Annotated in this window: 15 protein-coding genes; 3 read left to right on the top strand and 12 right to left on the bottom strand. The window is 41.8% G+C overall.

All coding sequences use genetic code 11. The annotated features are described in order from the left end of the window. Positions 1 to 12: 12 nt before the first annotated feature. Together zur and M1D94_RS08805 are read right to left on the bottom strand one after the other, a co-directional pair. Positions 13 to 450, bottom strand: a complete 438-nt coding sequence (gene zur, locus M1D94_RS08810; protein WP_070547543.1) for a zinc uptake transcriptional repressor Zur — start codon at positions 448 to 450, stop codon at positions 13 to 15. Positions 451 to 587: 137 nt separating this feature from the next. Next, entirely contained in the window at positions 588 to 1,469 is an 882-nt protein-coding gene (locus tag M1D94_RS08805) for a YitT family protein (RefSeq protein ID WP_003230077.1), read from the bottom strand. Positions 1,470 to 1,584: 115 nt separating this feature from the next. On the opposite strand from M1D94_RS08805, the gene M1D94_RS08800 reads away from it, so the two are divergent. Next, entirely contained in the window at positions 1,585 to 1,839 is a 255-nt protein-coding gene (locus M1D94_RS08800) for a DUF2624 domain-containing protein (protein ID WP_003230076.1), read from the top strand. Between the two features lie 26 nt (positions 1,840 to 1,865). Here the strand turns inward: M1D94_RS08800 and M1D94_RS08795 are convergent, their stop codons facing one another. Both M1D94_RS08795 and cshB read right to left on the bottom strand, forming a co-directional pair. Next, positions 1,866 to 2,759, bottom strand: a complete 894-nt coding sequence (locus tag M1D94_RS08795) for a deoxyribonuclease IV (protein WP_101502463.1) — start codon at positions 2,757 to 2,759, stop codon at positions 1,866 to 1,868. Positions 2,760 to 2,768: 9 nt separating this feature from the next. Beyond that, complete coding sequence (gene cshB, locus M1D94_RS08790) at positions 2,769 to 4,085, bottom strand: DEAD-box ATP-dependent RNA helicase CshB (RefSeq protein WP_456270507.1); 1,317 nt, start codon at positions 4,083 to 4,085, stop codon at positions 2,769 to 2,771. Between the two features lie 168 nt (positions 4,086 to 4,253). On the opposite strand from cshB, the gene M1D94_RS08785 reads away from it, so the two are divergent. Both M1D94_RS08785 and M1D94_RS08780 read left to right on the top strand, forming a co-directional pair. Beyond that, positions 4,254 to 4,988 carry a YqfQ family protein gene (locus tag M1D94_RS08785; protein ID WP_049141203.1) on the top strand — a complete coding sequence of 245 codons (735 nt, stop codon included), beginning with the start codon at positions 4,254 to 4,256 and terminating at the stop codon, positions 4,986 to 4,988. 122 nt (positions 4,989 to 5,110) lie between these two features. Beyond that, on the top strand, positions 5,111 to 6,055 hold the full coding sequence (locus M1D94_RS08780; RefSeq protein ID WP_014477361.1) for a 4-hydroxy-3-methylbut-2-enyl diphosphate reductase: 945 nt from the start codon (positions 5,111 to 5,113) through the stop codon (positions 6,053 to 6,055). A gap of 22 nt (positions 6,056 to 6,077) precedes the next feature. Here M1D94_RS08780 and M1D94_RS08775 read toward each other — a convergent pair whose 3' ends face one another. The 8 genes from M1D94_RS08775 to ccpN form a co-directional block, all read right to left on the bottom strand. Then, positions 6,078 to 7,199 (bottom strand): Nif3-like dinuclear metal center hexameric protein, encoded by a 1,122-nt coding sequence (locus tag M1D94_RS08775; protein ID WP_038829714.1) that lies wholly within the window; start codon positions 7,197 to 7,199, stop codon positions 6,078 to 6,080. After that, positions 7,192 to 7,842, bottom strand: a complete 651-nt coding sequence (trmK, locus tag M1D94_RS08770) for a tRNA (adenine(22)-N(1))-methyltransferase TrmK (protein ID WP_249385614.1) — start codon at positions 7,840 to 7,842, stop codon at positions 7,192 to 7,194. Before trmK ends, M1D94_RS08775 begins: the two co-directional genes overlap by 8 nt. A 256-nt stretch (positions 7,843 to 8,098) precedes the next feature. Next, complete coding sequence (gene cccA / locus M1D94_RS08765) at positions 8,099 to 8,461, bottom strand: cytochrome c550 (protein WP_003230068.1); 363 nt, start codon at positions 8,459 to 8,461, stop codon at positions 8,099 to 8,101. A gap of 328 nt (positions 8,462 to 8,789) precedes the next feature. Continuing rightward, on the bottom strand, positions 8,790 to 9,905 hold the full coding sequence (rpoD, locus tag M1D94_RS08760; protein WP_003226225.1) for an RNA polymerase sigma factor RpoD: 1,116 nt from the start codon (positions 9,903 to 9,905) through the stop codon (positions 8,790 to 8,792). A gap of 198 nt (positions 9,906 to 10,103) precedes the next feature. After that, positions 10,104 to 11,915, bottom strand: coding sequence for a DNA primase (dnaG, locus tag M1D94_RS08755; RefSeq protein ID WP_276352934.1), 1,812 nt, complete (start codon positions 11,913 to 11,915; stop codon positions 10,104 to 10,106). A gap of 33 nt (positions 11,916 to 11,948) precedes the next feature. Next, positions 11,949 to 12,443, bottom strand: a complete 495-nt coding sequence (locus M1D94_RS08750) for a YaiI/YqxD family protein (RefSeq protein WP_003230065.1) — start codon at positions 12,441 to 12,443, stop codon at positions 11,949 to 11,951. A gap of 253 nt (positions 12,444 to 12,696) precedes the next feature. Then, positions 12,697 to 13,509, bottom strand: a complete 813-nt coding sequence (locus tag M1D94_RS08745; protein WP_003230064.1) for a pyruvate, water dikinase regulatory protein — start codon at positions 13,507 to 13,509, stop codon at positions 12,697 to 12,699. Positions 13,510 to 13,534: 25 nt separating this feature from the next. Beyond that, on the bottom strand, positions 13,535 to 14,173 hold the full coding sequence (gene ccpN, locus M1D94_RS08740; RefSeq protein WP_003237058.1) for a transcriptional regulator CcpN: 639 nt from the start codon (positions 14,171 to 14,173) through the stop codon (positions 13,535 to 13,537). Positions 14,174 to 14,220: the final 47 nt, after the last annotated feature.

Raw genomic sequence — 14,220 nt, 5'->3', positions numbered from 1 at the left:
TATATACGCATTTTACGCAGTAGTGTTGTCTTGGTTTTCCGCTGTACAATCAGGGCATGTGCCATAAATCTCAAATTTATGCCCGCTGACCTGATAGCCATCCAAATCATCACAAAGCTTGTCCATCGGACATGATTCAATTTCCTTTGTTTTGCCACAGGCAAGACAAATAAAATGATGGTGGTGATGGGTGAATGAACACTTAAATCGGAAAAGCTTTTCACCGGACAGCTCAGTTGTTTCCAAAATCCCAAGTTCTTCATATAAAGAAAGATTTCTGTAGATTGTATCAAAGCTTAAGCCTGGATAATCATTATTCAGTGCAGACAGTACGTTTTTAGCGGTAAGATATCTGTCTGAATCAGCAAAAAGCTGCAGCATATCCTCCCGTTTGTTTGTATATTTATATCCGTTTTCTTTTAGTAGGTTCAACGCTTCTTGTACGTTCATGAAGGGTCCCCCTTTTCGCTTTGCTTAAGAACGTATCACATGTATGAAAAAGAAAATGGCAGCTGTCTGTCCAGCAAGCCATTTTCTTTACTGCAGATAAAATTATACCCATAAAATGAATAAAAGTAAATGAAAGCCTAGTGGATTGCGTTTTTGAATTTTCCGCCTCTCGTTTCATGAGTATTCATAATTGTTATGAATGCATTTTGATCAACTTCAAACACGATCGATTTGAGCTTTGTCACTTCCAGCCTTGTGACAACCGCGTAAATTACGTCTTTTTCTTCGTCCGTATATCCGCCTTTCCCCTTCAGCTTCGTTGTGCCCCGACCGAGACGGTGCAAAATCGCGTCGGAAATCTCATCATACTGCTCAGACACAATAATGACAGCTTTTGTTTCATCAAGCCCTTGGATCACGGCATCAATCGTTTTCATCGCAATATAATAAGTCATGAATGAGTACATCGCTTGCTCAGGACCGAACACAAAAACTGCCCAAATGAAAATGAACACATTGATGAACATAACGAACTCACCTACTGAAAACGGGAGTTTTTTGGTCAGCAAAATACCGAGAATTTCTGTACCATCCATTGAACCTCCGTTTCGAATAACAAGCCCGACGCCAAAGCCGAGTAAAAGACCTCCGAACACAGTAGCCAAAATAGGCTGGGTTGTAATGGCTTCTACATGGTGAAGTGAGGATTCAATAACGGCAAGCCCGACAATCCCTATAAACGTAGAGACTAGAAAGGTCTTACCGATATATTTATATCCGAAGATCATAAAAGGAATATTTAATATGACAACGAAAAAGGCGAAATTCAGAAAGGGGTTTGACATAAAGAGGTGGTCTAAAATAAGTGATACACCGATAATCCCGCCATCAATAAAATCATTGGGGATTAAAAATAATTCAATACTTACAGCCGCAGATGCAGCTCCTACCAGAATCATAAAGACCCTGAAAATAAAATGGGTAAATGTTTCTTTCTTATGTTGTTTTGTTGGGGTCATAAAATCTCCTTTCCTGCAATAACTATTTTAAATACATTATAAATCTATTTTACCATTAAACACTGACACATTTTACTGATTTGCCCATACATTAAGTCTGGAGGTGGATTGACCGATGATTTTATTTCAAAGAATTATTTTACAGCGGCTTAATCAGGCTACTGCTGATGATTTGCTGAAGTACTCAAAACAATACGGAATCAGCTTAACAAGATCACAGGCCGTTGAAGTAGCGAACCTGTTATACGGGAAAAATGTAAACATCTTTAATGAGAGCGAACGAATGCGGCTGCTGAAACAAGTAGAGACGATTACATCGAAAGAAACAGCTCAAACAGTTAATGAACTATTCAAACAATTCACAAGCTAAAAAATGGGGGTGTTATCCCCCATTTTTTATTGCTGTAAAATCTTTTCGAGCAATGTGTCATCAAATTGTTTTTCTTTCAGCATTTCAATCTCAAAACGGTATGGCGGTTTCTTGTTCTTTTTATCTTCACCAACATATGGTGTTTCAAGAATTTTTGGAATGTCTTTTAACTGCTCATGGTGAACAACATATTGCAGTGCGTCAAAACCTATTTCACCAAAGCCGATATTTTCATGGCGGTCTTTTCTCGCACCTTTGACATTTTTGCTGTCATTGATATGAAGCACTTTAATACGGTCAATGCCGACGATTTTATCGAACTCATTCAGCACTCCGTCAAAGTCTTCGACAATGTTATACCCGGCATCATGTGTATGGCACGTGTCAAAGCACACTGACAGCTGCTCATTGTGTGTAACGCCTTCGATAATCTGCGCAAGCTCCTCAAAGCTTCTGCCGCATTCTGATCCTTTTCCAGCCATTGTTTCTAATGCAATCTGGACATTTTGATTCGGATCAATCACTTCATTTAAGCCTTCAATAATTTTTTTGATGCCGGCTTCAGCTCCTGCCCCTACGTGAGCGCCAGGATGAAGGACAATTTGCTTCGCTCCGATGGCCGCTGTCCGTTCAATTTCTGAACGAAGAAAATCAACACCCAGCTCAAAAGTGGACGGATTTGTCGTGTTGCCAATATTAATAATATAAGGCGCGTGTACGATAATCTCGTCAATGCCATTTTCTTGCATATGTGCCCGGCCTGCTTCTATATTTAAGTCTTCAATTTTCTTTCGGCGCGTATTTTGCGGTGCGCCTGTATAGATCATAAACGTATTCGCCCCATAAGAGACTGCTTCCTGGCTTGCAGCCAGAAGCATATGTTTTCCGCTCATAGAGACGTGTGAGCCTATTCTCAGCAACAGGTTCCCCTACTTTCTTTTCTTAGATTGGTTTCTTCTCTGTTTTTTCTTGATTTTCTCCATCTCATAGCTCATTTTCTTTTTATACCCAGGCTTAACCTTCTTCGGCTTTTTCACGAGACGATGAGCAATTTCATCCGCTTCATTCGGCGTTTTTTTACGCTTTTTGCGGCGCTGACGGTCATCGCCTTTTTTCCATTCGCCCTTTTCAAGCTCTAAGTAATCAAATTCGATGCCTATTTTTTCAAGTCTTACTAATGCATCCTCATCAGTAAGCTCATAAATGGTCATCGCTTGTCCTGATGAGCCGGCACGAGCCGTTCTGCCCACACGGTGAACATAGAAATCGAGATCATCCGGCAGCTCATAGTTGATAACATGGCTGATACCTTTAATATCAATACCTCTTGCGGCAAGGTCAGTTGCAATGATATATGTGAATTCCAAATCATTGATCTGCTTCATGACTTTTTTCCGCTCACGTGGTGTTAATCCGCCGTGCAGCAAGCCGATTTTCATGCCTTTGCCAGTCAGATACTGGGCAATATGGTCAGCCGTATTTTTCGTGTTGGCAAACACAATCCCCAGGTATGGATTCAGATGCGACATGATGTCAAAAAGGAGCTTGTCCTTGTCACGATGTTTCGAAGGAATGAGGATATGCTCGATTTTCGCAGCAGTCACCTGTTTTGGCTCCACATGGGCGTATTTCGGATTTTCCATGTATTTCTTCAAGAATGGTTTCAGCTTTTCCGGTATGGTCGCTGAGAACACAAGCATTTGCAGATCCACAGGCATGCGGGAACCGATGTAATCTACATCTGCAAGAAATCCCATGTCCAGCATTAAATCCGCTTCATCAATAACAAGAGATTCCGCTTTATGAACACTTAACGCCTGTTCTTTGATTAAGTCAGCAATCCGTCCGGGTGTACCGACAACAAGATGCGGCTGTATTTTCAATTTATCAATTGATTTTTGTTTATCAGTGCCTCCGATAAAACATTTCGAGCGAATCTGACTGCCTTCCTCACCCTGCGTGATTTTAAGCGCTTCCTGATAAATCTGGTTGGCTAGCTCTCTTGTCGGAGCCGTAATGACTACCTGAACGACATCCTTAGCAGGATCGATTTTGTTTAATAAAGGCAGTAAATAAGCGTGAGTCTTTCCAGTACCCGTCTGAGACTGGCCGATGACGCTTTCTTTTTTTAACACTGCAGGAATCAGCCTTTTCTGGATATCAGTCGGTTCGTAAAAACCAAGGCGATGTACTGCATCTATAATAAATGGTTTCAATTCATAAAGTTCAAATTTCGTTTCTTTCATTTTTCCCAGCTCCTTAAAGCGGCACATTATGTGTCCATCATCACATTATACCCGATTTTGCTTAAAAACACCACGTTTGCAAGGCGTTTGTTTTATTCAGTTATGTAAAGCAAATACCGCAGCCCATGCATATTCTAATAGCAGAGAGAGCTGAAAGGAGGTACAAGTATGTTTTCACCGCAGCAGCCAATGAGAAATTACCCACAGCCCGGACCGCCCCGCCCCATGCCAAATCAGCGAATGATGGGCAGAAGACCGCCTAATATGCGAGGACCTTCATTTGGAGCACAGCAGCAAGGTTTTCAGCAAGCCGGACAATTTCTTCCTCAGGCAAATGCCGGAGCGAGAAATGGTGCAGGTGCAGGCGGAGGCTTAAAAGGAATGCTGTCAAGGTTCCTACCCGGCGGAGGAGGCGCTGGCAGCGCCGGAGTTCCAGGAGCAGGTGCCGCAGCGAGCGGAGGTGCTGGCCTGCAAGGCATTCAAAATATCGCCAATCCTGCATCATTATCCAGTATGCTTGGAAATGTGCAAAAAGTACTCGGCATGGCGCAGCAAGTCACCCCTATGATCCAGCAGTACGGCCCATTAGTCCGCAATCTGCCAGCAATGATGAAGCTGTACAGCCAATTAAGTAAAAGTGATGATACTGAGACAGAGGCCAATGAGGAAAGTGAAAAACAATCCGTTTCAGAAGAATCATCAGAAAAAGAAAAAGAGACTGAAACAAAAACCTCAGATGGGAACAAAAAATCAAAACCAAAAAGTTCTTCTCTCCCAAAAAAATCTAAAACAACTGACAATAAAGAACAAGAATCAAAAACATCTGCCCCGAAGAAAAAGGAAGCTGCCTCTCCTGCTCCGAAAAGAACATCAGGCAGTTCAAAACCGAGATTATATATTTAACATTCTTTGATATCTGAAGTGAGATTGGCTATAATGAGATCAGAAGAATGCAAGAATAGAGCCGTTTGATTACGGCTTTTTATATTGCCTTTACTCACTTCAGTATTGGAGGACAACCGAAAATGGACGTAATTAAAATTTCACCGCGCGGCTATTGCTATGGTGTTGTTGATGCTATGGTCATTGCCAAAAATGCGTCACTAGATAAAAGCTTGCCAAGACCCATCTATATACTCGGGATGATTGTTCATAATAAACACGTCACTGATGCGTTTGAAGAGGAAGGGATTTTTACATTGGACGGCTCTAACCGTCTGGACATCTTAAAGCAGGTTGACAAAGGAACTGTCATTTTCACTGCGCACGGTGTTTCTCCCGAAGTCAGAAGAATCGCAGAAGAAAAAGGGTTAGTCGCAATTGATGCTACATGTCCGGATGTGACGAAAACTCATAATCTAATCTTAGAGATGAAAGAAAAAGGATATCACGTAATCTATATCGGCAAAAAAGGGCATCCAGAGCCTGAGGGAGCCGTTGGCGTAGCGCCGGAGATCGTTCACTTAGTTGAAACAGAAGAAGATGTAAAGAACCTTGATATCCAAGCAGAGAAGTTAATCGTGACGAATCAAACAACAATGTCTCAATGGGATGTCCACGACATTATGGAGCTTGTCAAAGAAAAATATCCTCATGTCGAATATCACCAAGAGATTTGCCTCGCTACTCAAGTGCGGCAGGAAGCTGTATCAGAGCAGGCAAAAAAAGCGGACTTAACAATCGTTGTCGGAGACCCGAAAAGCAACAATTCAAATAGGCTTGCTCAAGTGTCAGAGGAAATAGCCGGGACAAAAGCATACCGGATCGGCGACTTAAGCGAATTGAAGCTCGAATGGCTGAAAGGCGTTAATACCGTTGCAGTTACAGCGGGAGCTTCAACACCGACGCCGATCACAAAAGAAGTCATTCGCTTTTTAGAGCAGTTTGATCACGAAGATCCATCAACTTGGACAACTGAACATAATATACCGCTCAAAAAAATACTTCCAAAAGTAAAAGCAAAAAACTGAGGCTGTAAAAGCCTCAGTTTTTTTATAGAAATGTAAATGGATTTGTATCTGTTTCAGAAACAAAGATATTCACGTCAAACTTTTTATCATTACACATTGATGTCAGCTTTCTCGTGACGCCTTCTTTCATGATTTTTTCCGCATAGTGTCCCGGATCAACCACATTTAGGCCAAGCATCATCGCATCATGGGCCACATGGAAGTATAAATCTCCTGTGACGTAAACATCGGCTCCCTTTCGTTTTGCATGATGAATATACTTGTTTCCATCTCCCCCAAGAACAGCTACCTTTTTCACCATGCTGTCAGCATCCCCCACCATTCTGACACCATTGACGTCAAGCTTGTCTTTCACAAATAAAGCGAATTCCTTGAGCGTCATCTCATTTTTAAGGGTTCCGACACGGCCGAGTCCTTTTTCGGCGGGAGTCTGTTCAACAGGATAGATATCGTAAGCAACTTCTTCATATGGATGGCTTTTTATCATTGCATTGATAACAGCCTTTTCGACGCTTTTAGGAAATACAGTCTCAAGCCTTACTTCATGAACAAGCTCAAGCTCTCCCACTTCACCGATAAAAGGCTTAGCTCCGTCTAATGGCTTAAAGCTGCCGATTCCTTCAGATGAAAACGCGCAATGGCTGTATTCACCGATATGGCCGGCCCCCGCATTTCCGAGCGCGGCTCTGACCTGCTCTTCATATTCCTTCGGCACGTAAACTGCCAGCTTTTTCAGAGGATCCGTATAAGTAGGTGCCAGCACTTCCGTCTCACTCAGCTCTAATGCTTCAGCAAGCAAATCATTCACGCCGCCGTCCGCAACGTCTAAATTTGTATGAGCTGCATAAACAGCAATATCATGCTTCAAACACTTTTCAATTAACCTTCCAGCAGGCTGATCTGTTGAAATATGCTTTAGCGGCCGGAAAATAGGAGGATGGTGTGCAATAATCAAGTCAACCTCTTTTTCAATCGCTTCATCGATAACGCTCTCTAACACATCAAGTGTAACCATCACATTTTTAATTGGTTTGTTTAAAGTGCCGATTTGCAGGCCGATTTTATCTCCTTCAACCGCATAGGCTTTCGGGGAAAATTGTTCAAACAGCTGGATGATCTGCTGCCCATTTACACTTTTAGCCATGATCGATTACCTCCTTTAACAGCTCCATTCGATCGGCGAGCTCCTTTAATTTTTGTTTGTTTTGCTCTGTATCCGCCGCTTGGCTGATCTGTTCATAGATGCTTTGAGTGTGCTGAAGCTCTTGTGTCCACTTTTTCAAAAAGACAGCATTTTTTTCTTTTGCCAAGAAAGGGCCGACGAGCATCCCGGCTGATAAAGAAATACCGTCATAAGCCGCATCCCTGTCTCCCTCTTCTGCTACCAGCACCTCATAGCACTTTCCGTCCTCTTCAAGGATTACCTCATCTATCAGCGCATATCCTTCTTTATAAAGCCACTCCCTGATATGAACAGCATGAATATTCGGCTGTAAAATGAGCCGTTCCTTCCCCGTTAATTTGTCTTTGCCCGCTTCTAAAATGTGAGCGATCAAAGCCCCGCCCATTCCGGCAATCGTAATGGCATCAGCTTCACCTTTTTTAATCACTTCCAGTCCGTCTCCCTGCCTTACAGAAATGTGCGAGTTTAAGCCTGATTTTTCAACCTGCCGCTTTGCAGACAAAAATGGGCCGTCTGTTATTTCTCCGACAATCGCCCCGCTGGCTTTATGATTCAGCACCGCATAACAAGGAAGGTAGGCGTGGTCAGAGCCGATATCGGCCATCACCGCTCCATTCGGTATGTACTCCGCTACTGTTTGCAATCGTTTAGATAATTTTAATTCGTTCACTTGTCATCACAACTTTTCTCAATCATTTTTTCCTTTACTATCATATAAAAAATCAGCCCGGAATCCAAGCTGAAGCAAATGATTTTGAAATTATTTCTTTTGATGCGGGTCTGCACGCGGCAGTCAAAAATAAAAGGCTGTCGAGAACATCTCGGCGGCCTGTGAATGTATAAAGAGAAAAATAGTTCTTTTATTTAATTTTTGACACCCACTCTGCCATATCATCCAGCTTATCGGCCGGAACAAGACCGGAAGGCATTCCATTACCGCCTTTTTCGATCTTTGTTTTAATTTCAGCGACATCTTTCTTATCCCCTACACCTTTTAAGCTCGGACCCGAAACACCTTCATAATTTTCTCCGTGGCATGCGATGCAGTTTGCCTTGTAAATTTCTTCTGGTGAAGCGTTCGCATCTTTCTTTTCAGCAGATTTGCTTTCTCCTCCGCTCGCAATCTCCCGAGAGTCATCAAGTCCTTTTACTGATAAAAAGAAAGTTAGACCAATTCCTAAAACAGCGATCAGCAAAAATGGAATAAGCGGGTTCCATTTCATTTCCCTTCCCCCTTTTTGATCCTTCCCCCTATGTAAACACTTCTAATTCTAACTTATTTTTACAAAAAGTAAATGGATTGCTATACAAAAGTTTTTTATTCACACTTTATACAAAATTGAATAGAAACATGCCTAAATCTCTAATATCCTTTTTATTCTATTGTATAATGTATTGTATACGCTTACAATAGAAAATATGGAATTAGATTTTGAAATTTTTCACCACAATGTTCATTTGCAAATGACATCATTTTTCAGTAAAATAAAGGCATATTATCCATATATCTTTTTAAAAAAAGAAGAACGGATCTTCAAGACCCGTTCCATCTTATTCGAGGAAATCTTTCAAACGTTTACTTCTGCTAGGATGTCTTAGTTTCCGCAACGCTTTGGCTTCGATTTGTCGAATACGCTCTCTCGTTACTCCAAATACTTTGCCGACCTCTTCTAATGTTCTTGTACGCCCGTCATCAAGACCGAATCGAAGACGCAATACATTTTCTTCACGATCAGTTAACGTATCAAGCACATCTTCCAGCTGCTCTTTCAATAGCTCGTATGCGGCGTGGTCAGAAGGTGAAGTTGCTTCTTGGTCTTCAATGAAATCACCAAGGTGCGAGTCATCCTCTTCACCGATCGGTGTTTCCAGAGATACCGGCTCTTGAGCAATCTTTAAGATTTCGCGTACTTTTTCAGGCGTTAAATCCATATCTTCCGCAATTTCTTCAGGTGTTGGTTCTCTGCCTAAGTCTTGCAGTAATTGACGCTGCACACGAATTAATTTATTAATGGTTTCAACCATATGAACGGGAATCCGGATCGTTCTCGCCTGATCGGCAATGGCGCGTGTAATCGCCTGTCTGATCCACCACGTAGCATACGTACTGAATTTATAACCTTTGCGATAATCAAATTTTTCAACGGCTTTCATCAGACCCATGTTTCCTTCCTGGATCAGATCAAGGAACAGCATACCGCGTCCGACATACCGTTTTGCGATACTGACAACAAGCCGCAGGTTCGCTTCAGCCAATCTGCGTTTAGATTCTTCGTCACCTTCTTCAATCTTTTGAGCGTAGGCGATTTCTTCTTTTGCAGAAAGAAGGTTAACCCGACCGATTTCCTTTAAATACATACGAACTGGGTCATTGATTTTAACGCCAGGCGGTACACTTAGGTCATTAAGGTCAAATTCTTCTTCGGCTTTGGCAAGCTGCTGAATATTAGGATCTTCTGTTTCTTCATTCTCACTAATTAATTCAACACCTTGTTCACCTAAAAATTCATAATACTCATCCATTTGGTCTGATTCAATTTCAAAGCTGGACATACGCTCAGCAATTTCTTCATATGTCAAAACGCCACGTTTTTTACCAGACTCTGTTAATTGCTCTTTTACTTGGTCGAATGTTAATTCTGTCTCGTGGGTTTGTTTATCAGCCATTATGGATCCCTCCTTCCAAAGCTTGCAACGAATTCTATAAGCGGTATGATTCTTATTCGGTCCATTCAGGCGTTTTCTATGTGAACTGCCTTTAACAATGTGCGAATAATGAAATGACAATTCATGATGAGGTTAAGCGATCTATTTGCTCCTCCGCAAGGAATCATTGCCAATACATGCTCCTCATCAGTTCTCCAGTTATTTTAAAGATCGGTTCAATGTAACGATTTCTTGAGCCAGAGAAGCAGCTCTTATAAAATCTTTTTGCCTTTCGGCTTCGGCTCTTTCCGCCTCTTTTTCTTTTATCATTGACCAATTTCTTTGATTCAACACTTTTTTTACATAATCTGATAACTCGGCTTCGCTAAGCTCTTGATTAACCTGAAGCATTAATATATCAGACAAGAGCTGGCTTATATGATCATCCGTCACCCTGGCCATCAGATGCTGAGGCGTCAGCTCGGCTCCCTCTTCATAAAAAGCATAAAGATAGGCGGCTAATGCCCGGTGCTCATCAATATTAAATTGAAACCCTACCCGGTCAATCACTTTTTTGATGACGCTCCGATCTCGAAGCATGTGAGCGAGTAACAGCCTTTCTGCATTTTCATACGCCGGACGCAAACGTTTTTGCCTTGCTTTTGTCGTCAGATGCGCTCGCCGCGTTTTTGTTTCACCGCTATTGTCAGCAGGTTTGTTTTGCTTGCTGAAAACAGACAGCTGCTCAGTTAAAGACTCCTGTGAAAGCGAAAACTCTGAAGCAAGCTGCTTTACATAGACTTCCTGCTCTAGAGACCCTGAAAGCGTGCTGATTTCTTTCAGTACGTCTTTAATGTAAGCCAGGCGGTCGCCTTCATCGGACAGGTTCTTTCCTTTTCGGAAATATTGCATTTTGAACGCCATTACGGTGACACTGGCGTCAATAATGTCGTTTTTAAATTTTTCCCCGCCGAATTTTTTGATGTAATCATCAGGGTCCAATCCGTCAGGAATCATTGCAACTCTGACTTTGCAGCCTTTTTTTTGCAGAAGCTCCGAAGCTTTTAAGGTGGCTTCATAACCGGCTTTATCAGAGTCATAGCAAAGAATGATTTCTTCGACGTTTCTTCTCAGGATCTTGACATGATCATCTGTAAGAGACGTTCCCATCGTGGCTATGCTTTCTTTTACACCCGAGCTTACAGCCGATATGACATCAGCAAACCCTTCAAATAAGACTGCTCTTTCCTGCTTTCTGATATGAAGGCGGGCCTTATAAAAATTGTAAAGCAGTTTACTTTTATGAAAGAGCGGGGTTTCAGGACTGTTCATATACTTAGGCTGCTGACTGCCAAGAGCCCTGCCCGAGAAAGCAACAACAGCCCCGTGATGATCATGGATCGGAAACATGACACGGTTTCTGAAGCGGTCGAAATATCCGCTTCCGTCTTCGCGTCTGATCAGGAGACCCGCTTTTTCCATTTGTGCCTCACTAAATCCCCTCTTTACAAGGAATTTCGTGATAAAGTCCCAAGAATCAAGAGCATAGCCAATCTGAAATTCATCAATCAGCTCTTTCGTAAAGCCCCTAGAAAGCAGATAATCCAGTGCCTCTTGACCTTCTTTTGTATTTATTAACAAATGATGGTAAAATTTCTTCAGGAGCTCATGTGCCTCAGCCATTTTTTGTTCTCCAGAAGACTCTGGCCGGGCTCCGGAATGGACTGTTATATCATCTGGAAAATCAATTTGGTATTTGTCAGCAAGGTGAGAAACCGACTCGGCAAATGAGTAGCCTTCCATCTGCCTTAAAAAAGAGAAAACATTGCCGCCCGCTCCGCAGCCAAAGCAATGAAAAATCTGTTTGTCGGGCGATACGGAAAACGAAGGTGTGCTTTCTCCATGAAAAGGACAGAGTCCAAAGTAGTTTCGGCCTTGCTTCTTTAATTGAACATAATCACCTATGACTTCAACGATATCTGCCGACTTTTGCACCTGATCCACAATTTCATCTGGTATCCGATTTCCCATCTTATAACACTCCGTCGTACATTATTCGATGCTTTAGTGCAAAATCCCTTCATCGTTCGACAGGATTTTTTGCAGCAGTGTAATAAATCGTTCTCGATCTTCTTTATTCAATTTTTTAGGCCCTTTGGCATATACGCCTTTTCTTCTTTGTTTGCCGGAAAAATGACGGCCCTCTAGAGCAAAATCAATCGTGTCTTCTTTGTAAAGACGACCTCTTTCCGACATAACGGAGACATTTCTGTTCAACAGCAGAGATGCTAATCCGATGTCCTGCGTCACAACAATATCTCCCGGTTTCACGTGATTTGCGATATATAAATCAGCAGCTTCTTTATGAGGATCAACATACTTCCATTTTTCTTCATTGCTTCTGGAAAGCTGATAATGTTCAAATGAAGCGACAAAAAGAACTTGAACTTCATACTCGGATGCTGTTTGTAAAATTTCATCTTTTACCGGACAAGCATCAGCATCGACAAAAATCGTCTTTTCTTGTTCATTAAGAAGAGTAATTCTCCATCCCTCCATTAAACTCCTGCATAAAAGCAAGCAAAATCGCACATCCTTTATTATTGTGGATGTATATGAATTTGTCGAAAAATTTCCGGGAGAAATTCTTGACATCTTACCCATAATAGTTTATTCGTATCACACGATCCTTAAACCTAAAATTAATCATTTTATCACAATTTTTTATTATAATACAAACTTCACAAAGATGCTATTGTTTTTCATTATTCCCTTTTGGCACAGCCAAAAACCCAGGATAGAGCGTCCTGAGTTATATGTTTTTTGTTTTGAGATGATGGATAATATTTGCTGTTTCCTCAACCGCTTTATTTGAAACATCAACAACTTGGCAGCCGATCCGATCCACAATCTTTTCGAAATACTCGAGTTCCTCTTTGATTCTGTTGATATTTGCATAAATCGCTTTATCATTAAGCCCGAGTGATTTTAAACGTTCTTTTCTGATATGATTCAGTTTATCAGGGCTAATCTTTAAACCGATGCATTTTTTCGGATCAACGTTAAAGAGTTCTTCCGGCGGATCAACCTCCGGTACAATCGGAACATTGGCAACCTTCAGGCGTTTGTGTGCGAGATATTGAGACAGCGGTGTTTTAGACGTTCTTGACACGCCGATCAAAACGATATCAGCTTTTAAAATTCCTCTTGGATCACGTCCATCATCGTATTTAACTGCAAACTCGATGGCCTCCACTTTTTTGAAATAATCTTCATCAAGCTGGCGCACCCGCCCCGGTTCGTATTTCGCTGTTAAACCGTAGGCTGTTTCCATTTTATCAATCAACGGGCCGATAATATCATAATATAAAACATTTGCTTTTTCCGCTTCGGCTATCAAATATTCTCTGATTTCCGGCACCACGAGTGTAAAACAGATAATGCCGCCGTCTGCCTTTGCAAGTGAAATCACTTCATTGATAGTGCCTATATCTTCAACATAAGGAATTCTTCTTACATGAGTATCATCCGCTGATCCGTTAAATTGGCTGAGTGCTGCTTTTACTACCAATTCAGCCGTTTCACCGACGGAATCCGATACAACATAGATGATGCGGTTATTCATATTATCCCCCCGTTAGTTTGCAATCTTATAGGATTTCATTTTCAGATAAACTGACAAGTATTTTGGTCATATTTGTTTTTGTCACTCTGCCGATCACTTCAAAGCCTTTATCGGTGTCTTTGATGACAGGAAGTGCATCAATTTGTTTTTCTATTAAGTGCTTTGCAATGTCCATCACATAATCCTCGCGTCTGCACACCGTAATGTTCGGCATCCTTGTCATGATGATGTGAACAGGGACCGATGTAAGCTCCTGCTGGCCAATGCTCGCTCTGAGCAAGTCTTTTCGTGAAAGCACCCCGACTAAAACAGCATCGCGGTCCACCACAAACAGAGTACCTACATCTTCTAAAAACATGGTGCAAATCGCATCGTACACAGAAACGTTTTCGTGAATCACTACGGGGATAGATTGAAAGTCTTTCACCTGAAGCTTTTTGAGTTTATCCGCCAAAAGCTGCGTGCCGGTTTTTCCCGTATAGAAATAACCGACTCTCGGGCGCGCCTCGAGGAATCCTGACATGGTGAGTATGGCTAAATCCGGGCGCAATGTCGCCCTGGTTAGGTTCAGCTTTTCTGCAATATGCTCCCCTGTAATCGGCCCGTTTTCTTTTACAATCTGCAAAATATGTTCTTGCCGTTTATTTAGTTCGATCGTACTCACCACCTTTTCACTTCATAGCTATGTAAAGAAATAATAATCCATATTAT

The sequence above is a fragment of the Bacillus sp. JZ109 genome (genome assembly GCF_053903135.1).
The sequence above is the reverse complement of the archived record's forward strand: the minus strand, read 5'-3'. Positions and strand labels throughout refer to the sequence as shown.